Origin of the sequence: Modestobacter muralis, assembly GCF_010682105.1 — a bacterium.
Classification (GTDB): domain Bacteria; phylum Actinomycetota; class Actinomycetes; order Mycobacteriales; family Geodermatophilaceae; genus Modestobacter; species Modestobacter muralis.
Genome location: NZ_JAAGWH010000021.1, coordinates 1 through 21,410, shown reverse-complemented (window position 1 = coordinate 21,410; position 21,410 = coordinate 1). Strand labels below are relative to the sequence as shown.

The following is a 21,410-nucleotide window of genomic DNA, read 5'->3' as shown; positions in this document are numbered from 1 at the left end:
GCGGGCTTGAGGACGTCCGGGGACCCCGCTGGGCGCATGGTCGGTGCGCTGGCGACGGCACGGGTGCGCCGGTCCGTCATCCGTTGGGGTGATCGACCCGGCGTCCGGGTGGGGATCCGGCGCGCCGGTGACGATGACCCCGGTGGACGCCACCGCGGCGTGCCGTGGGTGTCGTGAGGAGGGGTCGTGCCGGGTCAGACCGTGCTCGTGGTCGAGGACACCGACGAGATCCGCGAACTCGTCGTCACCGTGCTGCGTCGCGCCGGGATGGACGTCCGGGAGGCGGTCTCCGGAGCGGCCTGCCTGGCCGAGGTACGCCGCGAGGCACCGGACGTCGTCGTGCTGGACCTGGGGCTGCCCGACGCCGACGGCACCGAGGTCTGCCGGCAGCTGCGCGCCGAGACCGACTGCTACGTGCTGATGCTCACCGCCCGCGCCGAGGAGGTCGACCTGCTCATCGGGCTGGCCGTCGGCGCCGACGGCTACATGGCCAAGCCCTTCTCCCCGCGCGAGCTCGTCGCGCGGGTGCAGACCATGCTGCGCCGGCCGCGGACGGTCTCCGTCCCCGAGCCGCGCGCCCCCCTCGAGGACAGCGTCCAGCGGCTGGCCGAGCTCGAGGTGGACCCCGACAGCCGTGAGGTGCGGGTGGACGGCTCGGCCGTCGACCTGACCCGAACGGAGTTCGACCTGCTCGCCGCCCTCGTCTCCCGGCCCGGCCGGGTGCTGCAGCGGGAGACCCTGCTGCGCGAGGTGTGGCAGACGGACTGGGAGGGCAACCTGCGCCTCGTCGAGGCGCACATGTCCAACCTCCGCCGGAAGTTGACGGCGGCCGGGCTGCAGAGCCCGGAGATCAAGACGGTGCGCGGAGTGGGTTACCGACTGGTGGCCTGACCGGCACCTCCTGCATCCGGCGAACGGCCCGGCCCCCTCGGGGACCGGGCCCTTCGTCGTCTGGTCCCCGTGCGGAGCGGGGGGCGGGAGGGTCCTTCAGCAGCCGGCGGGACCGCGCCGGCGGGCGGCGAGGCGGCCGGCCGCTGCGTCGGCGGCCTGCTCGAGCACGTCCGTGGCCGTGCCGGCGGACATCGCCGCCACCGCCCGGCTGCGCCGGTCGGCCTGGGCGCGACGGCGGTCCCGGGTGCCGCGCGGCTCGCCGCGGTCCGCGTGGACGGCGCCGGGAGCCCGGCGGCGGTCGGCGACCCGGCGCTCGACGCCGGCCAGCCCGGCCAGCGCGGAGACCCGGGAGTGCGCCAGGACGCCGCGGCGGGCGTCGGCGGCGATGGCCTGGCAGACGTCGGCGACCTCGGGGTGTCCCAGCTGGCCCGACGTCCCGGCCAGGGTGAAGGCCGCGTCGGCGAGCGCCTGCGGGTCACCGGCGCGGGCACCGCGGTCGATGGCGGAGAAGCGGCCGGGCAGCGCCGCGTCGTACATCGCCTGCAGCCGGTCGGCCAGCTCGTCGTCCCGGTCGGTGTCGTGCAGGTCGTCGGCGTCGACCAGCGCGGTCGGTGCGGCGGCGCGGCGGGCGAGGAGGTCCAGCAGCAGCTGGGTGTCCACCGGGGCGGGCAGGCAGGCGAGGGCGCCGGCGGTCGCGGCTGCGGCGCGCACCTCGACGGTGGGCTCGGGGGTGACCACCAGGAAGCGGGCCGTGCTGCCGGCGTTGCGCAGCTCGGTCAGCAGGGCGGCGCCGGACGGGGAGCCCGGGACGGTGGCGCCGGTGACGACCAGGTCGACGGCGAGCGAGGCGTTCAGCCAGTGGGCGTCCTCGGCGTCGCCGGCCTCGTGCACGCCCCAGCCGGCCAGCTCCAGCAGGCCGGTCACCTGGGCTCGGGCGGTGTGGGACTCGTCGATCACCAGGGCGGTCAGCACGTCAGGGCTCCTGTCAGGACGGTCGTGGAGGTCCAGCCGTAGCTGGTGAGGGTGGTGAGGCGGACGCGGGCGCCCTCGGCGAGGGCGGCGTCCTCGCTCTGCGAGACGGTGGTCGTGCTCGCCGGGACGGTGCCGATCGGGTGGACCGTGCCGTTCGCGAGCACCGCGGTGAGCTGGTAGCCGCTGACGCCCCGGGTCGGGCTGGCCTGCCAGCTGACCGTGGCGTGCATCGTGCGGGTGGAGTACCAGCCGTAGGAGGTGGTGGTGCAGCGCGTCCCGGCGGTCGACAGCCCGCTCGGCGGGGCGACGGTGACGGTGCCGGCGGTGACCGGCAGCGCGGCCCGGGCGGTGAAGCCGGCCTGGGCGGCGGTCGCGTCGAAGCCCAGGACGGTGGCGACGGAGACGGCGACCAGCAGGGCGCGGCTGCGGAGGCGGCTCACTCGTCGTCGTCCTCGGTGCGCTGGTCCGCGGCCGGGGTGGCCGGGGCGGTGGGACGCCAGATGGACAGCAGCAGCCAGCCGGCCAGCAGGGCCGGGGCGCCGTAGACCAGCGCCTGGCTCAGCACGGGGGAGCGGAGGGCCTGGATGACGTGGCCGAGCTCGGGGACGACCGCGCGGACCTGGTAGGCGGTGTCGCCCTGCAGCTGGGCCTGCCACGGGTCGGCCGCGGAGTTGGCGTCGCCCTTGGTCTGCACGGTGACGGTGCCGTCGGCGGCGGTCTGCACGCCGATGACCCGGTGGGTGACGAGGTGGTGGTCGTCGATCGGGATGTGGTAGGCGATGATCATGCCCTCGGTGACCTCGGCCACCGGCAGCGGCGTGACGATCTCGACGTCCCCGACGTCGATCGTGCCGGTCATGCTCCCGGTCAGCATCGTCATCGTCCGGTAGCCGAAGACGTGCGGCCCGACGGCCAGCAGGCCGAAGGCCAGGACGGCGAGGGTGACGACCAGGCGGACCGTCCAGCGGAGGACCAGGGCGACCGCGCGCTTCCCGAGGCCGGCGGCGAGCCGCGGCATCCCGGCGAGCTGCTGCGCCGGGCGGAACGCGGGGGCGAAGTCCGTGGCGAGTGCGGTGGTCATGGCAGGTCCTCTCGGGGAGCGTCAGAAGGGGGTGGTCAGGGCCGGCAGGTCAGCGGGTGGTGCCGGTCTTCTGGGTGCCGGTGAAGACGAGGGAGAGGGTGCTGGTCTTGCCCTGGAACTCGTTGCCGGCCGCCTCGGGGAGGGCGAGCTTGACCAGCAGGTTGTCCGACTTGCCGGCGGCCACGCTCGCCAGGTTGGCCAGGGTGCTGTTGCTCGCCGCAGCGGTCGGTGCGAGCACGGACTTGGTCGTGCCGGCGCAGGTGAAGGTGTTGTTGGCGGCGGCAGTCCAGGCGACGCTGCAGGAGTCGATGGCCAGCTTCAGGCCGTTGACCTTGTCGGTGTCCAGCACGCTCGACGGCGACGCGGTGACGCCCAGGCCGATCGCGGCCATGTCCACGTTGCCGGTGTTGTCCAGGTTGAACCGGGTGGCGACCGAGTCACCGGGCACGAGGTTCGCAGCGGAGATGGTCAGGGTGTCGGTGAAGCCGTTGAGGTCCAGCGACAGGGTGCCGGAGGTGACCGAGGCGGCCAGCGGGGTGGTGCTGTCGGTGAAGGAGCCGAAGGTGCCCATGCCGGCGACGGCGGCAGCGGCACCGATGATGCCCAGCGAGCCGAGGACCTTGCGGGCGTTGCGGCTGCGGGTGGTGGTGGTGGCGGTCATGGCTGCGTCTCCTCGGGAGTTCGGTGTCGGCGGGTTCTCCCGGCGACAGACATGACTCTGGAGGTCGATCCGCAGGCCACCCGCCAGCGTTCCGCAAGAAAGCCGCAAGATGGAGGACCCCCTCGCCCCCGGCCCGCTCCCGGGTACCGCCGCGAGCTCGCGAGGGGTGGGGAGGAGGGGGTCCTTCCCCTCGCGGCGGGCCCCTATGAGGGGGCCGGCCACCGTCGTGTCAGGGCAGGAGAGGCAGGGCGAGGGTGAACGTCGTGCCGCGGCCCTCGGCGCTCTCGACGTCCAGGGTGCCGCCGTGTGCGGTGGTGATGGCCTTGGTGATCGTCAGGCCCAGCCCGACGCCCGGGACGGCGTTGCGCCGGGCGGTGGAGGCGCGGAAGAAGCTGGTGAACAGCTTGCCCTGCTCCCCGGTCGGGATGCCGATGCCGGTGTCGCTGACCGACAGCAGCGCCACCGGCGAGCGGCCGGGGGCGTCGGCGTGGGCGAGCGTGCCGTCGGCGTCCCGCCAGGCGCGCCGCAGCCGCAGGGTGACCTGGCCGCCGGACGGGGTGAACTTGACCGCGTTGGAGACCAGGTTGTCGCAGGCCTGCCCGAGCCGCAGGGCGTCGCCGCGGGCGAGGAGGCCCTCGGGAGGCAGGTCCACGGTGACGGCGACCCCGCGGGCGGCGGCGGTCACCCGGGCGGTGTCCTCCGCGGCGCGCACGATCGCGGCCAGGTCGACGTCCTCGGGGGTGAGGGTGAGCCGGCCGGTGTCGACCTGGGCGGTGAACAGCAGGTCGCCGACGAGCCGCAGCAGCCGCTGCGCGTTGCGCTCGACGATGCCCAGGTACTGCGCCTGCTCGTCGGTGAGCGGCTGCTCCTCGTCGTCCATGACCAGCTCGAGGTACCCGAGGATCGAGGCCAGCGGGGTGCGCAGCTCGTGGGAGATGAGGCTGACGAACTGGTCCTTGAGCCGCTCGGTCTCCCGGGCCTCGGTCATGTCGGTGCCGACGAAGTTCCAGCCGGCCTGCTCGCCCTCGTCGTCGGTGCGCGGGGTGATCGCCACCGAGACGGTGAGCCGGCGGCCGTCGGCGGTCAGGTAGGTCCAGTCACGGACGTCGCTGCCGTGCTCCCGTGCGGTGCGCACCAGCGCGGCGAACCGGGCGGCCGGGGCGACGTCCTCCCCGTCGTCGGCGCCGGCCTCGGTGTCGAGCTCCTCGGGGGCGTGGAAGTCGGTGATGGTGCGGGTCCGGACCACGTCGGCCCGGGGCAGCCCGAGCATCCGCTCGGCGCCGGGGTTCCACACCCGGACCAGCCCGTCGCGGTCGGTACCGATGATGGACTGCTCGGTGACGGCGTCGATGACGCTGGTCATGGTCTGCGCGCGCGCCCGCATCATGCGGGTGGCGACCTCGAGGTCCTCGGCGGTCGACCGGCCGCGGGTCACGAGGTCGCGGCGCTGGGCCTCCAGCTCCTCGGCCGCGGTGACCAACCGGTGCAGCCGCCGGGCGAGCTCGCCGGCGGACGCGAGCACCGCGGCCGCACCGAGGACGGCGAGCGGCAGCGACGGCCCGGTGAGCAGCAGGACGACGCCGGCCAGGGCCAGCACCGCGAGGGCAGCGGGCGCTGCGCGGCCGCGTGTCGCCGGGGGACCGGGCACCGCCGCGGGGGGCCGGGCGAGCAGCGCGGTCACGCCGCGTCCCGGGCGGTCAGCAGCCGGACCTGCGCCACCAGACCCGCCACGGTGAAGGGCTTGGCGAGGTAGGCGTCGGCGCCGGCGGCCAGGCCGCGGGCGATGTCGTCGGGGGAGGCGCCGGCGGAGAGCAGCAGCACCCGGCACCCGGCCGTGCCGGGCTCGGCGCGCAACGCGGCGCACACCTGGAGGCCGGTGGCCTCGGGCATGGACACGTCCAGCACGACCAGGTCCGGCAGCTCGACCCGGGCCGCAGCCAGGGCCTGGGCACCGTCGGCGACCGCGGCGACGACCGAGCAGCCGGCCCGGCGCACGGCCAGGGTGACCAGCAGGCGGATGTCCTCCTCGTCGTCGGCCACCAGCACGCGCGCGGATGCGTCCACGGTCCGCCCTCCTCCTGCTCGTCGCGTCGCCGTCCCGGTCGGGGGCGGAGTCCGTCCCGTCGGGGAACGGCGTGCGACGGCCGGAGCTGGAGCGGGCCCGGGGGAGCGGTCACCCGGAAGAGGTCAGAGCGAGGCGCCCGCGCAGATGACCAGGTGCTGGCCGGTGACCATGCCGCCTTCGGGGCCGAGCAGGAAGGCGGTCAGCCCGGCCACCTCTGCGGGCCGGACGAACCGGCCCAGCGGGGGCGTCCGCGGCGGGGTCGCCGCCCGGCCCGGGTCGGCCAGCATCGGGGTGTCCGTCGGGCCGGGGGCCACCACGTTCACCGTGACCCGCCGGCCGGCCAGCTCCATCGCCCAGGACCGGGCCAGCCCGGACAGGGCCGCCTTGGTGGCGGCGTACTGGCTCTTGCCGGCCACGCCGGTGGCCGTGCGGCTGCCCATCAGCACGATCCGGCCGCCGTCGGCCACCCGGTCGACGACGGCGTCGACCACGGCGGTGGCCGCCCCGACGTGCAGCCGCCACATCACCTCCCCGTCGGCGGCCGACAGCGTGCCCAGCCGGGCCGAGCGCTGCACTCCGGCGGCGTGCACCACCGCGTCCAGCGGCCCGACGCCGGCCAGCGCCGCGGGCACCGCGTCCAGGTCGGTGAGGTCGGCGGCCAGCCAGGTCAGCCCGTCCCGGGCCGGCGGCGCGGTGCGGCTCAGCCCGGTGACCGTCCACCCGTCGGCGAGCAACCGGTCGACGACGGCCGCCCCGATGCCGGAGCTGACCCCGGTGACCAGCGCGTGCCTCACGCCCCGGTCACCCACGAGGGGTCGACCACCACGTGCTCGATCGCCGTGCGGTGGTAGGTGAACGCCAGGTGCAGCGCGCCGTCGGCGGTCTGGTGCACCGAGGGGTAGGACAGCTCCCGGTTCACCCCCTCGCGGCTGTTGTTGCTCAGGCAGTACCCGTCGCCGGTCTCGACGTCCCGGCGCTGCGGCCAGGTCACGCCCCCGTCGGCGGACAGTGCCAGCGTCATCGGGGCGCGCGGGGTGCCCCAGAACGCGCGCCGCCGGCCGTCGTCGGCCTGCTCGGTGACCACCGACTGCTCGGCGGCCAGCCCGGTGTCGTCGATCTCGTCGTACAGCGACACCCGCCGCGGGGTGTCGGGCCCGGCCTGGGTCGGGTTGAGCACCATCGCCAGCCGGCCGTCCGCCAGCGCCGTGACCTGGATCGAGCTGTTGTTGTTGGGCAGCTCCGTGGGCACGGGTGCGGTCCAGGTCTCCCCGTCGTCGGACGAGGTCGAGCGGTGCACCCAGTCGGCCCAGCGGCTGCGGTAGAACGCGGCCAGCCCGCCGTCGACCGGGACGACGTCCATGTGCACGCAGCCGGTCGACCCGGGGACGGCGACCTCGCGCCAGGTCGCGCCGGCGTCGTCGCTGACCATCACCGAGCTGGTGTCCTCGTCGCCGACCCACTTCTGCCCGGGCACCGTGACGCAGGAGAACACCGGCAGCAGCCAGCGCCCCGACGGCAGGACGACGACCGGCTGGCGGACGAAGACCCCGCCGCGCTCGGTGGCCGGGAACAGCGTCCGCGGCTCGTCCCAGGTGCGCCCGGAGTCCGGCGACACCCGCACGCGCACCTCGGCGGAGTCCTGGTCACCGGCGTGCTGCGCGGTCCACAGCAGCCACAGCTCACCGGACGGCGTCGGGAACAGCACCGGGTTCTGCTCGGAGCGGGCGCCGTCGTCGGAGAGCTGCTCGGCCGGGGACCAGGTGTCGCCGGTGAGCCGGGAGAACCAGATGGAGATGTCCGGGACGCCCTCCTGGGTGCCGCCGAACCAGACGCAGCCCAGGCTGCCGTCGGGCAGCGTCATCAGGTTGGCCGCGTGCACCTGCACGGTGGTGGTCGGCAGGAACGCGTCGCGGCGGCCCGGCCCCCGGTCGCGCAGGGCGCCGTCGCGGACGAGCTCGGGAGCGGTCATCAGTAGCCCGTCCCGTCGCCGGTGGTCGCCGGGCCGGCGGTGGCGGCGGCCAGGTGGTCCTTCGCGGCCTGCTCCAGGTGGGTCAGGTCGGCCGACACGGTGGCGAAGGTGTAGCCCTCGGCCAGCCGCTGGGCCGCGTGCGCGCCCGCCATGGTGTGGATGCCCGCGGCGACCCCGGCGGCCGCCGCGGCCTCGCGCACCGTCACCAGCGCGGCCTCGAACTCCTCGGCCACCGCCGGGTCGTTGGGGAACGCCCCGCCGACGGCGATGCACAGGTCCGAGGGGCCCACGTAGACGCCGTCCAGGCCCGGGGTCGCGCAGATCTCGGCCACGTTCGCCAGGCCCTCGGGGGTCTCGATCATGGCCAGCACCAGGGTGGTGGCGTTGCTGTCGGCCGGCTTCGGGCCCACCCGCAGGCCCGAGCGCATCGGCCCGTAGCTGCGGCGCCCCAGCGGCGGGTACTTGGCGCTGGCCACCGCCGCGGCGGCCTGCGCGGCGTCGTCGACCAGCGGGACGATCACCCCGCCCGCCCCGGCGTCCAGCGCCTTGCCGATGTAGGTCGGGTCGTTGGCCTCCACGCGCACCCACGCCACCGCGGCACCGCCGGCGTCCACGGCGGTGATCCCGCGCAGCATGCCCTCGTAGGAGAACAACCCGTGCTGGGCGTCCAGCGCGAGGTAGTCGTAGCCGCTGCGGGCGATGCGCTCGGTGGAGACGGGGGAGTCCAGGGTGATCCAGTAGCCCAGGACGCGCTCCCGGGCGCGGATGCGGGCGGCGAGCTCGGTGTGGCGGGACAACGGGTCTCCAGACGTCAGGGGGAGGGAGCGGGTCAGCGGTTGTAGGCGGGCATCGGCCCGCGGAGGGAGACGCCGACCTCGTCGCAGGCGGCGACCACGTCGGCCGGCAGCGGACCGGCGGCTGCGGCGGCGACGTTCTGCTCGAGCTGGGCGACCTTCGACCCGCCGAGCAGAAGCGCGCCGACGTCGGGCGAGGCCAGCAGCCAGCGCAGCGACAGCTCGGCCAGCGGCAGCCCGGCGCCCTCGGCGACGGCGGTCAGCCGGCCGACGGCGTCGAACAGCTCGGGGGTCCAGTAGCGCTGCTTGTACATCGCGGCCAGCCGGGAGTCGCCGAACCGGCCGCTGGTCGCGCCGTCGGTGAAGGAGTGGCGGCCGGTGAGCAGGCCACCCCCCAGCGGGTTGTAGACCATGGTCAGCAGCCCGGAGCTTCGGGCGAACTCCAGGTACTCCTCCTCGACCCGGCGGGCCAGCAGGTTGTACAGCTGCTGGGCCACGACCGGCCGGGGGCAGCCGACGGCGTCGGCGGCGGCGTTCAGCTCGGCGATCTGCCAGGCGGCGTAGTTGGAGACGCCCAGCGCGCCGACCTCCCCGCGGTCCATCGCCTCCTTCACCGCGGTCAGCGTCTCGGTCAGCGGCGTCCGGCGGTCGGGCTGGTGCAGGTAGAACAGGTCGACCCGGTCGACCTGCAGCCGGCGCAGTGAGCCCTCCAGCGAGGCGCGCAGACCGGCGGCCGACAGCGGTGCGTGCTCCCCGGCGTCGGGGTGCGGCATGCCGGCCTTGGTGGCGAGCACGACGCGGTCGCGGCGGCTGGCCAGCAGGGGTCCGAGGATCTCCTCGGTGGCCCCGCCGGCGTAGGCGTTGGCGGTGTCCAGCCCGGTGATCCCGGCGGCGAGCGCGGCGTCGAGCATCGCGACGGAGCCGGCTGCGTCGACCGTGTCGCCGAAGGTCATCGTGCCCAGCACCAGCCGGGACAGCGGCACCGGGGCGCCGGGCAGCTGCAGCGGGGCGGTCACGCGCCGGCCGCCTGCAGCTGCCGGACGACGTCGCGCGGCTTGCGACCGCGCATCGCCGTCGGGTCCAGCGCCGCCTGGCGCAGCGCCCGCGTGTACTCCTCGGCGGGTGCCCGCAGCACGTCGGCGGTGGCGCCGGACTCCACGATCCGCCCGGCCCGCATCACGACGATGCGCTGGCTGATCTGCCGGACCACCCCGAGGTTGTGCGAGATGAACAGGTAGGTCAGCCCGCGCTCGGCCTGCAGCTCGGTGAGCAGGTCCAGCACCTGGGCCTGCACGCTCACGTCCAGGGCGCTGGTCGCCTCGTCGCAGACCAGCAGCTCGGGGCTGGTGGCCAGTGCCCGCGCGATGCCGATCCGCTGCCGCTGGCCGCCGGAGAACTCCGCCGGCCGCCGACGCAGCGCGCTCGTGGGCAGCCCCACGGCGTCCAGCAGCCGGGCGGCCTCCTTCGACCGGTCGGCGCGGGGGAGCTCCCGCAGCGGCTCGGCGACGATCTGCTCGGCGGTCAGGTGCGGGTCCAGCGAGCCGTAGGGGTCCTGGAAGACCATCTGCACCTTGCGGCGCAACGGCCGCAGCCGGCGCTCGGGCAGCTGCGCGAGGTCGGTGCCGTCGAGCACGATCCGCCCCGACGTCGGGGTGAGCAGCCGGACCAGGGAGCGGGCCACCGTCGACTTGCCGCAGCCGGACTCGCCGACGACGGCCAGCGTCGTCCCGCGCTCGACGGAGAAGCTCACCCCGTCCACGGCCCGGAAGGCGCCGTAGTCGACGACCAGGTCCTGCACGCTCAGCAGCGGCTGGCTCATCGGGTGCCTCCGGGGGCGTTCTCGAGGACGACGGCGGTGGCACCGGCGGGGGAGGGGGTGTGGGGCGGGTCGGTGCGGGCGGTGACGTCGTCCATCGGACCCAGCTGCGGGACGGCGGCCAGAAGCCGGCGGGTGTAGTCCTCGCGGGGCGCGTCGACCACCTGCTCGGCCTCGCCGGACTCGACGAACCGCCCCTCGCGCATGACGTGGATCCGGTCGGACACCAGCCGGGCGACGCCCAGGTCGTGGGTGATCATGAGGATCCCGACGCCGGTGCGCTCCTGCAGCTCCATCAGCAGGTCCAGGATCCCGGCCTGCACGGTCACGTCCAGGGCCGAGGTCGGCTCGTCGGCGACCAGCAGCACCGGATGGCCGGCCAGCGCGATGGCGATGAGGACCCGCTGCAGCATGCCGCCGGAGAGCTGGTGGGGGTACTTCGTCAGCTGCTCGGCCGGTCGCGGGATGCGCACCGCTTCCAGCAGTTCGACCGCCCGCTTCCCGGCCGCGGCCTTGGAGTGCCCGGCCAGCCGGATGGCGCCCTTGAGCTGCGCGCCGACGGTGTGCACCGGTGACAGCGAGGTCATCGGGTCCTGCGGGATGAGGGAGACCATCCGGCCGCGGATGCGCCCGGCGGCGCCCCGGTCGGTGAGCAGGTCGACGCCGCCGACCTTCACCGAGCCCGACAGCACCGCGAGGTCGTCGGGCAGCAGCTGCAGCACGCCCATCGCGGTCGTGGACTTGCCGGAACCGGACTCACCGATCAGGGTCACCGTCTCACCGCGCCGGATGACGAACGAGACACCGTCCACGGCCCGGACGACGCCGGTGGCGGTGATGAGCTCCACCTGCAGGTCGGTGATCTCGAGGATGGGGACGGTGTCGTGCGGGATGGGGAAGACCACGTCTCAGGCCTCCTTGTCGGCCCGGCGGGTGCGGTCGCGGAGACCGTCGCCGAGGAGGTTGACACCGACGACGAGCAGCACGATGAACAGGCCGGGCAGGGTGACCAGCCACCAGGACGTCGTGATGTAGTCCTGGCCGTCGGAGATGATCCGGCCCCAGGTCGCGAACGGGCGCTCGGGACCGGCGCCCAGGTAGGACAGCGCGCTCTCCAGCAGCACGGCCTGGGCCAGCAGCAGCAGCACGACCAGCGTCGCCTGGCGCAGCACGTTCGGCACGACGTGCCGGGCCAGCACCGCGACCCGGCTCAGCCCCAGCACCGTCGCGGCCGCCACGTAGGGCTTCTCCCGCTCGCGCAGCACCAGCGAGCGGGTCAGCCGGCCCACCTCGGGCCACTGCGCGATGGCGATCACCAGCGTGATCACCGGGATCGAGGGCCCGAAGAGGGCGACCACCAGCAGCAGCATGAGCAGCAGCGGCAGCGACATCTGCGCCTCGAGCAGCCGGCTGATCACCGCGTCCACCCAGCCGCCGAAGAAGCCGGCGAGCGAGCCCAGCACGATGCCGATGAGGCCGGACACGATGATCGCCAGCACGCCGATCATCAGCGACGTCTGACCGCCGTGCAGCACCCGGGAGAGCAGGTCGCGGCCCAGCTGGTCGGTGCCGAAGAGGTGGCCGTCGGTGAACGGCGCCAGCCGGCGGGCACCCAGGTCCTGGGTGTCGGGGTCGGGCAACGGCAGCAGGCCGGCCAGGACGACGGGCACGACGACGACCAGGGTGCAGACCGCACCGGTCCAGGTCTTCGCCCGCGCCCAGCGGGCCTGCCGCCGGGCACCTGCCCGCCGCAGGTCCGCCGGGGTGACGGCGCTGGGCCGCTCCGGGGTGACCGGGGCCGGCGCGGCCGGTCCCGGGGTGAGGGTGGTCGTCATGCCGGCACCGCTTCCTGGGCTGTCTGGGCGCTGGGGGCCGTGGCCGGCGACGCCGACCTGCCCGAGGTCTTCGTGAGCCGGACCCGCGGGTCCAGCAGCGGGTAGGCCAGGTCGATGAGCAGCTGGACGGCCACCGTGAGCACCGCGGTGACCAGCACCGTCGCCTGGATGAGCGGGTAGTCGCGGGTCTCCAGGGCCCGCACCACCAGCGAGCCGACGCCGGGCCAGGCGAAGACGACCTCGACGACGACGACGCCGTTGAGCATCGCGGCGAACCGGGTGCCCAGCGCGGTCAGCACCGGGATGGCGGAGTTGGTCATCCCGTAGCGCCAGGTCAGGCCGCGCTCGGACACCCCGCGGGACCGGGCCACGGTCAGGAACGGCGAGGTCATGTTCGTGCTCATCTCGCGGGCGACCATCCGGCTGATCAGCGCGATCTGCAGGACGGCGATGGTGAGCGTGGGCAGCACCAGCCCGCCCCAGGTGGCGAAGCCCGAGGCCGGGAACACCGGGAGGACGACGGCGAAGAGGGTGAGCAGCATGATGCCGCTCCAGAAGTCGGGCATCGACTGCCCGGCGATGGTGAACAGGTTGGCGCCGAACTCGCGGCCGGTGTGCACGTGCCGGGCCATCCACACCCCGAGCGGGACGGCGACGACCGCGGTCACCAGGATGGCCGAGACCGCCAGCGTCAGCGTGTAGGGCAGCCGGTCCAGCACGACGTCCAGCGCCGGGGCCTGGAAGGAGAACGACGTCCCGAGGTCACCCCGCACGAGGTTGGCCAGGAACGTCCCGTACTGGCCCAGCAGGGAGTCGTCCAGGCCGAACTGCGCACGGATGCGCGCGAGGTCCTCGGTGGTGGGGTTGGGCCCGGCGTAGGCGGCGGCCGGGTCGCCGGGGGCGAGCCGCAGCAGCACGAACACCGTGGTCAGGGTCAGGAAGAGCGTGAGCACGCTCTGACCGAGCCGCTTGAGGACGTAGGTCGTCATGGTCAGACCGCCAGCTTCGTGGAGGCGAGGGGGTAGGAGTTCGTCGACTGCAGGGCGAGGTCGGTGACCCGCGCGCGGCGGGCCAGCACCGACTTGGGCACGAAGGCCCACATGCACGGCCAGGTCTCCCAGACCGCGTCCTGGGCCCGGTCGAGCAGCTGCTGACGGCGGGCCGGGTCGACCTCGGTGCCGGCGGCGTCGATCAGCTCCTGGACGTCGGGGACGACGTAGCCGTGGTACGTGTCGCGGGTCGCCTCCTTCTCGGCGGTCCCGCCGTACATGCCCTTGAGCATCGTGAGCGCCAGGCCGGTGGGGGAGGCGTAGCCGTTGCCGAGCACGTCCCAGTCGCCGGCCCTGCCCTGCCGCCACAGCGAGATGTCGCCGCCGGGCTGGAACTGCACCAGCCGGCTGCGCACCCCGGCGTCGGCGAGCATCTGGACGGTGGACTCCATCACTGACACGTCGTTGGCGAACTCGCCGGTCTCCCAGATGAGGGTGAGCTCGAGGTCCCCGCTGCGGACCCCGGCGGCGTCGAGCATCTGCCGGGCCTTCCGCGGGTCGTAGGAGTAGGTGTGGGTGGCCGTCGCGCCGGCGAGGTCGGACGGGACGACGCCGGTCGCCTGGCTCACCGAGCCGACCAGCACGTCCTCGACCAGCGCCCGGCCGTCGATCGCGTAGGACAGCGCCTCCCGCACCCGGACGTCGGACAGCGGGTGGTCGGCGGGCTTGCGGAAGTTGTAGAAGAGCTGGCTGATCCGGGTCCCGCCGGCCTGCTCCACGGTCACCTGCGGCAGTCCGGCCAGCTGGTCGGCGGAGTCGGGGGAGATGGTGTCGATGACGTCGACCTCGCCCGAGCGCAGCGCCACCACCCGGCTGGACTCCTCGGGCAGGAAGCGCACTTGGACGGTCTCGACGTTGGCGGCGGGCCCCCAGTAGGCCGCGTTGCGGGTCAGGGTGTAGTCACCGGTGCCGCGGTTGGAGCTGGCCACCACGTAGGGGCCCGAGCCCACACCGGTCTGCAGCTCCTCGGGGGCGTTGGCCGCCGCCGGGGTGACCAGGATGTTGGCCATCAGGTAGTCGAGCACCGGCTCGGGCCGCTCGGTGTTCATGGTGAAGGTGCGGTCGTCGAGGACCTCGACCGTGGGCCACTCGCGGAAGAACGCCGCCAGGAACGAGCCGCTGACGTCGCGGTACATCTGCAGCGCGGTGGCGACGTCGGCCGGGGTGACCGGGGTGCCGTCGGAGTAGCGGACGCCGTCGCGGAGCTTGACGGTCCACTGGGTGTCGTCGGTGAGCTCGAAGCTCTCGGCCAGCACCAGCTCCGGGGTCAGGTCGGCCCCGATGCGGGTCAGCCCCTGCCGGACCGCCCGCTGCACGGTGACGGCGGCGTCGAACTGGTTGAGCTTGTTGTCCAGGCTCACCAGGGAGCGGTTGAGCGCCAGGGTCATCGTCCCCGGGCCGGCGGCGCCGGTCGGGCCGGCACAGGCGGACAGCGCCGGGCCGAGCGCCAGTGCGGCGCCCACGGCACCGCCCAGCCGGAAGAAGGAGCGGCGCGAGAGCTCTCCGCCGGGTCCCGCTGCGGTCATCGTCGACCTCTCACCTCATCGGCCGGCGGGCTGCCGGCGTGTTGCCTACGTCACCGTACAGCCGTGCGCGTTTCGCGCAAGGGGCTAGCGCATTCCGCGCATGACGTGTCAGGCTGCACACTGATCGACGAGCTCCGCCAGGTCTGCTGACCCTCCGGTGCAGCCGTCGCCGACCACCGTCCGACGGGGAGAGGGGCCGACGTGACCGCACCGGCGGCCGCCCTGCTCGTGCTGGCCGACGACCTGTCCGGGGCCGCCGAGACCGCCGCGCTGCTCGCTCCCCGCACGGGGTCCGCGCGGGTCGTGCTGTCCGGTCCGGGGGTGCGGGCCGCGGTGTCGGCCGGGGTGACCGTCGTCGACCTGGACACCCGGCACGCCGACGCCGCGGTCACCGACGCCGCCGTGCGGGACGCGGTCGCCGGCACCCCTGGCGCCGCCGTCCTGGTCAAGCTGGACTCGCTGCTGCGCGGGCCGGTGGCCGCGGCCGTCGGTGCCGTCGGCCCGGTGGTCGTCGCGACCGCGCTGCCGGCCCTGGACCGGGTCGTGCGCAACGGCGTCCCGGTCGTGTCCGGCGGCCCGCTGTCCGGCACGCCGGCCTGGGCGACCGAGGGCCGCACCGCCCCGTCGTCGCTGGCCCAGGCGCTGGCCCCGCTGCTCGTGCAGGTCGTCCCGCTCGCGGACGTGCGCTCGTCCGGTCTGCCGGACCTGCTGCGGTCGGTCCTGGCCTCGGGGCGGGTCCCGGTCTGCGACGGGGAGTCCGACGCCGACCTCGACGCGGTGGCCGCCGCCGTAGCCGGGCTCCCCGGCGTCGCGCTGGCCGGTTCCGCAGGCCTCGCCGCCGCGGTCGGGCGCCGGCTGGGCCACGCCCCGCTGGGCGGTGTGCCCACCCCCGTGCCGGACCGCACCGGTGGCCCGGGACCGCTGGTCGTCGTCGGCACGGCGGAGGGCGTCGCGCTCGGCCAGGTCGCCGGGCTGCGCGCCGGCGGGGTGCCGGAGGTGCTCGTGCCCGTGCCGGACCTGCTGGCCGCCGTCCCGGACGCCGGCGTGGTGCGCCGGCTCGCCGACGCCGTCACGCGCGGTGCGGTCGTGCTGCGCCCGGACCCGGCCGGCGGGGTCGTGCCCGGCGCGGGCCGCCACCTGTCCGCCGGCCTCGCCCGGCTCGTGTCCGCAGCGCTCGCCGCGGTGCCCGGGGGTCCCGTGGACCTCGCGCTCACGGGGGGCGAGACCGCCCGCCGCGTGCTGGACGGGCTCGGCGTGCGCACCCTGGCCCCCCGGGCGACGGTCCACCACGGCGCCGTGGTCTGCACCGCCCCGGACGGACGTTCCGTCGTCACCCGCCCCGGCAGCTTCGGCGGCCCGGGCTCCCTGCTCGCGATCCTCACCGCCCTCACCGGCGAGGTCGCCGTCCCCTCCACCGATCAGCACCCCGTCGCCTCCGGCGGCACGACGGAAGGCCCCTCCATGAGCACCCTCACCTCCCCGACCGAGCCCGTGGCCGACAGCGGCCCCACGCCGTTCATCGCCGTCACGATGGGCGACGGCGCCGGCGTCGGCCCGGAGGTGGTCGTCGGTGCGCTGGTCGACCCGGCCTCTCTCGCGCGCTGCCGTCCCGTGGTGATCGGCGACGCCGCCCGCCTGCGCGCCGCCGCCGAGATCCTGGGCCTGGACGCGGAGATCGCCGTGGTCGAGCGCGTCGCCGACGCCGTGTTCACCCCCGGCCGGATCAACGTGATCGACCTGGGCCTGCTGCCGGCCGACCTGCCCTGGGGCCGGCTGTCGCCGGTGGCCGGGCACGCCGCCTACGAGTACATCCGGGTCGCCGCCGAGCTGGCGATGGCGGGGGAGGTGCAGGGCATCTGCACCGCCCCGCTGAACAAGGAGGCGCTGCACGCCGCCGGGCACGTCTACCCCGGGCACACCGAGCTGCTGGCGCACTTCTGCGGCATCGAGGAGGTGTCGATGATGCTGAGCTCGCCGCGGATCCGGGTCATCCACGTCACCACCCACCTCGGCCTGATCGACGCCATCAACCGGATCGAGCCAGGCCTGGTCGAGCGCACGGTCCGGCGCGGGCACGACGCCCTGGTGCGGGCCGGCATCCCGAACCCGCGGATCAGCGTGTGCGGCATCAACCCGCACGCGGGGGAGAACGGGCTGTTCGGCTACGGCGAGGAGGAGGAGAAGATCGTCCCGGCGATCGAGCGGCTGCAGGCCGACGGCATCGACGTGCGCGGCCCGCTGCCGGCCGACACCGCCTTCTTCGTCGCCGGCCGGGGCGACTACGACCTGGTGGTGGCGATGTACCACGACCAGGGCCACGGTCCGGTCAAGGTGCTCGGCATCGAGGCCGGGGTGAACATCACCGTCGGGCTGCCCGTCATCCGCACCTCGGTCGACCACGGCACCGCCTTCGACATCGCCGGCACCGGGAAGGTCGAGATCGGCAGCATGATCGAGGCACTGCGGCAAGCTGCGCAGATGTCCCCGCGACCGGCGGCCTGACCGCCGGCTGCGACCGCACCTCCAGCAGGGGAGACGTCGTGCAGCCAGAGCAACGCCCACCGTCGGAGACCGGCGGCGAGTCCAGCCGCCAGTCGGGCTCCCGGTACCGCCGGGAGGAGATCGTCCGGCTGGCGACCTCCACGGGGCTGGCCTCGGTGGAGGAGCTGGCGGGGGCGTTCGAGGTGACCGCCTCCACCATCCGGCGGGACCTCGCCCAGCTGACCGCGGAGGGGCGGCTGGCCCGCACCTACGGCGGGGCCATGGCGCTGCTCAGCCACGCCGAGCCCTCGCTCCGCCAGCGGATCGGCGAGGCGTTCGAGGCCAAGCGGGGGATCGCCCGCTGGGCTGCCCGGCAGGTGGTGGCCGGGGAGACGGTGCTGCTCGACGCCGGCTCCACGGTCGGGGCGCTCGCTCACGAGCTGCGCTGGACGTCGCCGTTGACCGTCGCGACCACGGGGCTGACCAGCATCCAGGCGCTGGCCGACGCGGAGGACGTCCACGTCGAGTGCCTCGGGGGCACGCTGCGGCACCTGTCGCAGGGGTTCGTCGGTCCGCTGACCGAGGCCGCGCTGGAGCGGATGACGTTCGACCGGGTCTTCCTCGGCGCCGACAGCGTCACCGCCGACCGCGGCATCTGCGAGGCAGAGCTGGAGCAGACCCGGCTCAAGGAGCTGATGGCCCGGCAGGCGGAGCGGGTCTACGTGCTGGCGCACGCCACCAAGCTGGGCCGCCGGCCCTTCCACGCCTGGGCCCAGCTGCCCGACGGGTGGACGCTGGTCACCGACGACGGCGCCGAGCCCGGGGCGGTCGCGCCCTTCCACGCCGCCGGGGTGGAGGTCGTGGTCGTCGACGCCGAGGGCCACGTCGCGGGGCCGCCCGACTGAACGCGCCCGGGGACGGCACCGCCGTCCTCGGCGGTCGTCCCCGGACGCACGTCGGGCCCCGGTGCTGGTGCACCGGGGCCCGACGGGAACTGCGGGTGAGGATCAGGCGGAGGCGTGACCCTGCACGGTCTGCTTGGCGTCCTGGGCGGTGCCCTGGACGTCCTGCGCGGCGGACTGGCCCTCGGCCTTGACCGTCTGGACACCGTCCTGCGCGGTCGCCTTGACCGACTGCACGGCGTCCTGGGCGGCGGGCTTCAGGTTCTCGCCGATCTCCTGGGCCACGTTCTTGGCCTGGTCGACCAGCGGCTGGGAGTGCTCCTTGACCGCGGTCTCGGCCTGCTGCGCCAGCTGCTTCTCCTTCTCGCTGGTGGGCAGGAGGGAGGAGACGAGCCAGCCGACGCCGAAGGCGATCAGACCGGCGGCCAGCGGGTTGCCCTGGGCCTGCGTCTTGAGCTGGCCGGGGGCCTGCTGCACGGCGCCCATGGCGTCGGAGGCAGCGCCCTGCACGGTGTCGGCCGCGTTGTGGGCGGCGCCACCGGCGTGGTTGCCGGTCTCGTGGGCTGCGCCGAAGACGCGGTCCTTGAGCCCGGTCACGCTGGTCTTGGCCTTGCCCACGCGACGGTCGACCACACGGGAGGGGTTGACCTTCTCGTTGAGCGCGTCGACCTCGTAGCTGAGGTTGGCGCGGGTCTCCTCGATCTGGCGACGGATGACGTCCGGGTCACTGCTGGTCATGTCGAGCTCCTGTCCGGTCAGTTGGGCTTGAGGGCGCCGGGGACCTGCTGGAGGGTCTCCACGGTCTGTTCGGGCTTGGGGTTGAGGTGCTTCAGCCCCGAGAAGTCGATCGTCTTGAGGGCCTTGCGGCCCATCGACGCCAGGACGGCGGCGATGACCACCCAGAGGACGGTCACGATGAGGGCCGCGAGGCCCGCGTCCATGACGTTCTCCAGTGCCCACCAGATCGCGCAGCTGAGGAAGACCAGGACCATGAGGCCGGCCACGGCGGCGCCGACGAGCATGCCCACGCCCTTGCCGGCCTTGCCGGTCTGCGCCTTGACCTCGGCCGTGGCCTTGTTCGCCTCGGCCCGCAGCTCTGCCTTGGCCAGCGCGAGCTCCAGCCGCATGAGCTCGGAGAAGTCCTGCGTGACCCCGCCGATCAGGTTCCCGACCGAGGTGTGCTCGACGTCGGGGTGCCCGTCGGCGGTCATCGGCTGCTCGTCGTCCAGGTACTGGGCCTGGTTCGACTCCATGCCGGGCGAGTAGCTGGTCGCCCCGCCGTCGCCGTAGCCGGTGGCGGGCTGGCCGCCGTAGGGGTGGCTCACAGCTGGCCGGGGCCCGAGGTGCGGGCCGGGTCGTCGAAGCCGCCGATGCCGGCGGTCCCGGTGGTGGCAGGCGTGCCGTACGGCGGCGGCGGGACCGAGCCCGTGGTGCCGGTCGTGGCGTAGCCAGGGGTGGTGCCCGCGTAACCGGCGTCGGCGTAGCCGGTGGCCGTGGTCTCCGCGGCGTAGTTCGTGGTGCCGTAGGACGGGGTGGCCGGCAGCGGCGTGGTGCCCGTGTTGCTCGGGGCGGCGTCCTTGTGGGCGGCCACGACGCCGGTGGTCAGGCGACCGGCGAGGATGCCGGCGACGGCAGCACCGAGGATGAAGGCACCGGGACGGCGGCGGGCGAAGTTGCGCGCCTCGACGAGCAGGTCGCCGGGCTCGCGGGACTGCAGCCAGGTGGCGAGCTCCTGGGCCTTGTCCCCGGCCTGGGTGACCAGGTCGGCGGCGGGACCGGTGGGGGCCTCACCGCTGCCGGACACCATGGTGCGCAGCTGCTGGGCGATCTGCTCCAGGCCCTCACTGGCCTTCAGCTGACCGTTGCGGGCCTGGTCCTGGAGCTGGGTGGTCACCTGGGTGCGGCCCTGGGCGATCAGGTCCTGCGCCTGGCGCTTGGTCTCCTGCGTGACCTGCTTGGCCTGGTCGGCAGCGGTCGAGGCGACCTGGCTGCCGGCGGAGGCGGCGGTCGAGGCGACGTTGCCGGCCTGGTCCTTGGCGACGTCCTTGGTGGACGGGCTGCCGGTGGACTGGGTGCCGGTCACGTTGGTCGCGCCACTCTGGGCTGAGGGCGTCGGGGTGTCGATGGAGTGCGTCATCGTTCCTCCTCGTCGTGCATGGGCGTTTCGTGGACTGAGCAGAACTGGGCATCCGTGCCCGGTGGACCACCGACCGCTCCAGGGCATGGTCGATCACCGGACCAGATGGGCCGGCTGCAGCTGCTGGAGCGGGACGGCGCTGGCACCGCGAGGTTCCGCGGCACCGACACTGGGGGGTTCCACCGTGGCCTCGGTGGGACGCCGTTCCGTTGGGGGTCTGGTACCCGCCCGTCGCTACGGTGTAAACCGCGAGTTCGATCTTTCCCGGTGACGATCCTGTTGCCGGGGGCGCACAGCGGGCGCGGGTAGCGTGCGGAGCGAAGGCAAGGCTCGCCTTCGGTCGACCAGGAGGCCCCGTGAGCAGTCCCAGCAGCGCACCTCGACGTCCCCGGGTGGCCCGGGTCGGGACGGTGCTGCGCACCTCCCGCGTGACGCCGCACATGATCCGGGTCGTCCTCGGCGGTGCGGGGCTCGCCGGCTTCCCGGCGGGGGAGTTCACCGACCACTACGTCAAGCTGCTCTTCCCGCCGCCCGGCGCCGGCTACCGCGCGCCCTTCGACGTCGAGCAGTTGCGCGCCGAGCTGCCGCCGGAGCAGTGGCCGGTCTCCCGCACGTACACGGTGCGCGCCTGGGACGCTGCGGCCGGCGAGCTGACGATCGACTTCGTGCACCACGGCGACACCGGGCTCGCCGGTCCGTGGGCCTCCGCCGCCCAGCCCGGCGACCTGCTCCAGTTCTCCGGCCCGGGCGGTGCCTACGCGCCCAGCCCGGACGCCGACTGGCACCTGCTCGCCGGTGACGAGAGCGCCCTCCCGGCGATCGGTGCGGCGCTGACCCGGCTGCCCGCGGGGACCCCGGCGCTGGTGGTCGTCGAGGTGGCCGACCGGTCGGAGGAGCAGGACGACCTCGACCTGCCCGAGGGCGTGGGCATCGTGTGGGTGCACCGGGGGCCGGCCCCGGTGGGGCAGTCGCTGGTCGCCGCCGTCCGCGCGGCGACGCTGCCCGAGGGCACCGGGCACGTGTTCGTGCACGGCGAGGCCGGGCTGGTCCGGGAGCTGCGGCTGCACCTGCGGGCCGAGCGCGGGCTGGACCCGGCGTTCACCTCGATCTCCGGCTACTGGCGCCAGGGCCGCACCGAGGACCGCTGGCAGGCCGAGAAGCCGCAGTGGAACGCCGAGGTCGAGGCGGCCGAGCAGGCGCTCGCGGCCCGCTGAGGCGGCCGCGAGCGCCC

22 protein-coding genes are annotated in these 21,410 nt (G+C 74.7%); 4 read left to right on the top strand and 18 right to left on the bottom strand.

The genetic code is table 11. The features are described 5' to 3' along the window. Positions 1 to 186 precede the first annotated feature (186 nt). Positions 187 to 891 (top strand): response regulator, encoded by a 705-nt coding sequence (locus GCU67_RS22775; RefSeq protein ID WP_163610933.1) that lies wholly within the window; start codon positions 187 to 189, stop codon positions 889 to 891. Between the two features lie 96 nt (positions 892 to 987). Here GCU67_RS22775 and GCU67_RS09245 read toward each other — a convergent pair whose 3' ends face one another. The 15 genes from GCU67_RS09245 to GCU67_RS09175 form a co-directional block, all read right to left on the bottom strand. Then, positions 988 to 1,863, bottom strand: a complete 876-nt coding sequence (locus GCU67_RS09245; protein ID WP_163610932.1) for a response regulator — start codon at positions 1,861 to 1,863, stop codon at positions 988 to 990. After that, positions 1,857 to 2,303: a hypothetical protein gene (locus tag GCU67_RS22375; RefSeq protein ID WP_163610931.1), complete on the bottom strand. Its 447-nt coding sequence runs from the start codon at positions 2,301 to 2,303 to the stop codon at positions 1,857 to 1,859. The genes GCU67_RS09245 and GCU67_RS22375 overlap by 7 nt, the downstream gene beginning before the upstream one ends. Further along, entirely contained in the window at positions 2,300 to 2,944 is a 645-nt protein-coding gene (locus GCU67_RS09235; protein ID WP_163610930.1) for a signal peptidase I, read from the bottom strand. Before GCU67_RS09235 ends, GCU67_RS22375 begins: the two co-directional genes overlap by 4 nt. A 49-nt stretch (positions 2,945 to 2,993) precedes the next feature. Then, positions 2,994 to 3,605: a TasA family protein gene (locus tag GCU67_RS09230; protein ID WP_163610929.1), complete on the bottom strand. Its 612-nt coding sequence runs from the start codon at positions 3,603 to 3,605 to the stop codon at positions 2,994 to 2,996. Positions 3,606 to 3,834: 229 nt separating this feature from the next. After that, positions 3,835 to 5,286, bottom strand: a complete 1,452-nt coding sequence (locus GCU67_RS09225) for an ATP-binding protein (RefSeq protein WP_163610928.1) — start codon at positions 5,284 to 5,286, stop codon at positions 3,835 to 3,837. After that, positions 5,283 to 5,669 (bottom strand): response regulator, encoded by a 387-nt coding sequence (locus GCU67_RS09220; protein WP_163610927.1) that lies wholly within the window; start codon positions 5,667 to 5,669, stop codon positions 5,283 to 5,285. Before GCU67_RS09220 ends, GCU67_RS09225 begins: the two co-directional genes overlap by 4 nt. 123 nt (positions 5,670 to 5,792) lie before the next feature. Then, on the bottom strand, positions 5,793 to 6,464 hold the full coding sequence (locus tag GCU67_RS09215) for an SDR family NAD(P)-dependent oxidoreductase (protein ID WP_211661081.1): 672 nt from the start codon (positions 6,462 to 6,464) through the stop codon (positions 5,793 to 5,795). Beyond that, positions 6,461 to 7,639, bottom strand: coding sequence for a sialidase family protein (locus tag GCU67_RS09210; RefSeq protein WP_163610926.1), 1,179 nt, complete (start codon positions 7,637 to 7,639; stop codon positions 6,461 to 6,463). Before GCU67_RS09210 ends, GCU67_RS09215 begins: the two co-directional genes overlap by 4 nt. Further along, positions 7,639 to 8,436 carry an HpcH/HpaI aldolase family protein gene (locus GCU67_RS09205; protein ID WP_163610925.1) on the bottom strand — a complete coding sequence of 266 codons (798 nt, stop codon included), beginning with the start codon at positions 8,434 to 8,436 and terminating at the stop codon, positions 7,639 to 7,641. The genes GCU67_RS09210 and GCU67_RS09205 overlap by 1 nt, the downstream gene beginning before the upstream one ends. A 32-nt stretch (positions 8,437 to 8,468) precedes the next feature. After that, positions 8,469 to 9,449 (bottom strand): aldo/keto reductase, encoded by a 981-nt coding sequence (locus tag GCU67_RS09200; protein WP_338104894.1) that lies wholly within the window; start codon positions 9,447 to 9,449, stop codon positions 8,469 to 8,471. Next, the gene (locus GCU67_RS09195; RefSeq protein WP_163610924.1) at positions 9,446 to 10,252 is read right to left on the bottom strand and encodes an ATP-binding cassette domain-containing protein; all 807 of its coding nucleotides are present in this window, start codon (positions 10,250 to 10,252) and stop codon (positions 9,446 to 9,448) included. Before GCU67_RS09195 ends, GCU67_RS09200 begins: the two co-directional genes overlap by 4 nt. Further along, a complete protein-coding gene (locus GCU67_RS09190; RefSeq protein ID WP_211661080.1) occupies positions 10,249 to 11,154 on the bottom strand; it encodes an ABC transporter ATP-binding protein in 906 nt (301 codons plus the stop codon). Before GCU67_RS09190 ends, GCU67_RS09195 begins: the two co-directional genes overlap by 4 nt. A 3-nt stretch (positions 11,155 to 11,157) precedes the next feature. Beyond that, entirely contained in the window at positions 11,158 to 12,084 is a 927-nt protein-coding gene (locus GCU67_RS09185) for an ABC transporter permease (RefSeq protein ID WP_163610923.1), read from the bottom strand. Continuing rightward, positions 12,081 to 13,073 (bottom strand): ABC transporter permease, encoded by a 993-nt coding sequence (locus tag GCU67_RS09180; RefSeq protein ID WP_163610922.1) that lies wholly within the window; start codon positions 13,071 to 13,073, stop codon positions 12,081 to 12,083. The genes GCU67_RS09185 and GCU67_RS09180 overlap by 4 nt, the downstream gene beginning before the upstream one ends. 2 nt (positions 13,074 to 13,075) lie before the next feature. Continuing rightward, on the bottom strand, positions 13,076 to 14,659 hold the full coding sequence (locus tag GCU67_RS09175; RefSeq protein WP_163610921.1) for an ABC transporter substrate-binding protein: 1,584 nt from the start codon (positions 14,657 to 14,659) through the stop codon (positions 13,076 to 13,078). A 201-nt stretch (positions 14,660 to 14,860) separates the two neighbouring features. Between GCU67_RS09175 and pdxA the strand changes: the two genes are divergently transcribed. Both pdxA and GCU67_RS09165 read left to right on the top strand, forming a co-directional pair. Continuing rightward, entirely contained in the window at positions 14,861 to 17,161 is a 2,301-nt protein-coding gene (gene pdxA / locus GCU67_RS09170) for a 4-hydroxythreonine-4-phosphate dehydrogenase PdxA (RefSeq protein WP_211661079.1), read from the top strand. 38 nt (positions 17,162 to 17,199) lie between these two features. Further along, entirely contained in the window at positions 17,200 to 18,045 is an 846-nt protein-coding gene (locus GCU67_RS09165) for a DeoR family transcriptional regulator (protein ID WP_163610920.1), read from the top strand. Positions 18,046 to 18,147: 102 nt separating this feature from the next. On the opposite strand, the gene GCU67_RS09160 is transcribed toward GCU67_RS09165, so the two are convergent. The 3 genes from GCU67_RS09160 to GCU67_RS09150 are packed head-to-tail and all read right to left on the bottom strand — an operon-like array spanning position 18,148 to position 20,179. Next, complete coding sequence (locus GCU67_RS09160) at positions 18,148 to 18,780, bottom strand: DUF3618 domain-containing protein (protein ID WP_163610919.1); 633 nt, start codon at positions 18,778 to 18,780, stop codon at positions 18,148 to 18,150. Positions 18,781 to 18,797: 17 nt separating this feature from the next. After that, entirely contained in the window at positions 18,798 to 19,367 is a 570-nt protein-coding gene (locus tag GCU67_RS09155) for a phage holin family protein (RefSeq protein ID WP_338104893.1), read from the bottom strand. Then, positions 19,364 to 20,179, bottom strand: a complete 816-nt coding sequence (locus GCU67_RS09150; protein WP_163610918.1) for a hypothetical protein — start codon at positions 20,177 to 20,179, stop codon at positions 19,364 to 19,366. Before GCU67_RS09150 ends, GCU67_RS09155 begins: the two co-directional genes overlap by 4 nt. Positions 20,180 to 20,535: 356 nt before the next feature. On the opposite strand from GCU67_RS09150, the gene GCU67_RS09145 reads away from it, so the two are divergent. Continuing rightward, positions 20,536 to 21,393, top strand: a complete 858-nt coding sequence (locus GCU67_RS09145) for a siderophore-interacting protein (RefSeq protein ID WP_338104892.1) — start codon at positions 20,536 to 20,538, stop codon at positions 21,391 to 21,393. The last annotated feature ends 17 nt before the right edge of the window (positions 21,394 to 21,410 follow it).

Bases quoted from the DNA above. Each gene is read 5' to 3' on its own strand.
- GCU67_RS09235 (WP_163610930.1), bottom strand. From the start codon at position 2,944: ATGACCACCGCACTCGCCACGGACTTCGCCCCCGCGTTCCGCCCGGCG.
- GCU67_RS09230 (WP_163610929.1), bottom strand. From the start codon at position 3,605: ATGACCGCCACCACCACCACCCGCAGCCGCAACGCCCGCAAGGTCCTC.
- GCU67_RS09210 (WP_163610926.1), bottom strand. From the start codon at position 7,639: ATGACCGCTCCCGAGCTCGTCCGCGACGGCGCCCTGCGCGACCGGGGG.
- GCU67_RS09195 (WP_163610924.1), bottom strand. From the start codon at position 10,252: ATGAGCCAGCCGCTGCTGAGCGTGCAGGACCTGGTCGTCGACTACGGC.
- GCU67_RS09185 (WP_163610923.1), bottom strand. From the start codon at position 12,084: ATGACGACCACCCTCACCCCGGGACCGGCCGCGCCGGCCCCGGTCACC.
- GCU67_RS09180 (WP_163610922.1), bottom strand. From the start codon at position 13,073: ATGACGACCTACGTCCTCAAGCGGCTCGGTCAGAGCGTGCTCACGCTC.
- GCU67_RS09175 (WP_163610921.1), bottom strand. From the start codon at position 14,659: ATGACCGCAGCGGGACCCGGCGGAGAGCTCTCGCGCCGCTCCTTCTTC.
- GCU67_RS09160 (WP_163610919.1), bottom strand. From the start codon at position 18,780: ATGACCAGCAGTGACCCGGACGTCATCCGTCGCCAGATCGAGGAGACC.
- GCU67_RS09150 (WP_163610918.1), bottom strand. From the start codon at position 20,179: ATGACGCACTCCATCGACACCCCGACGCCCTCAGCCCAGAGTGGCGCG.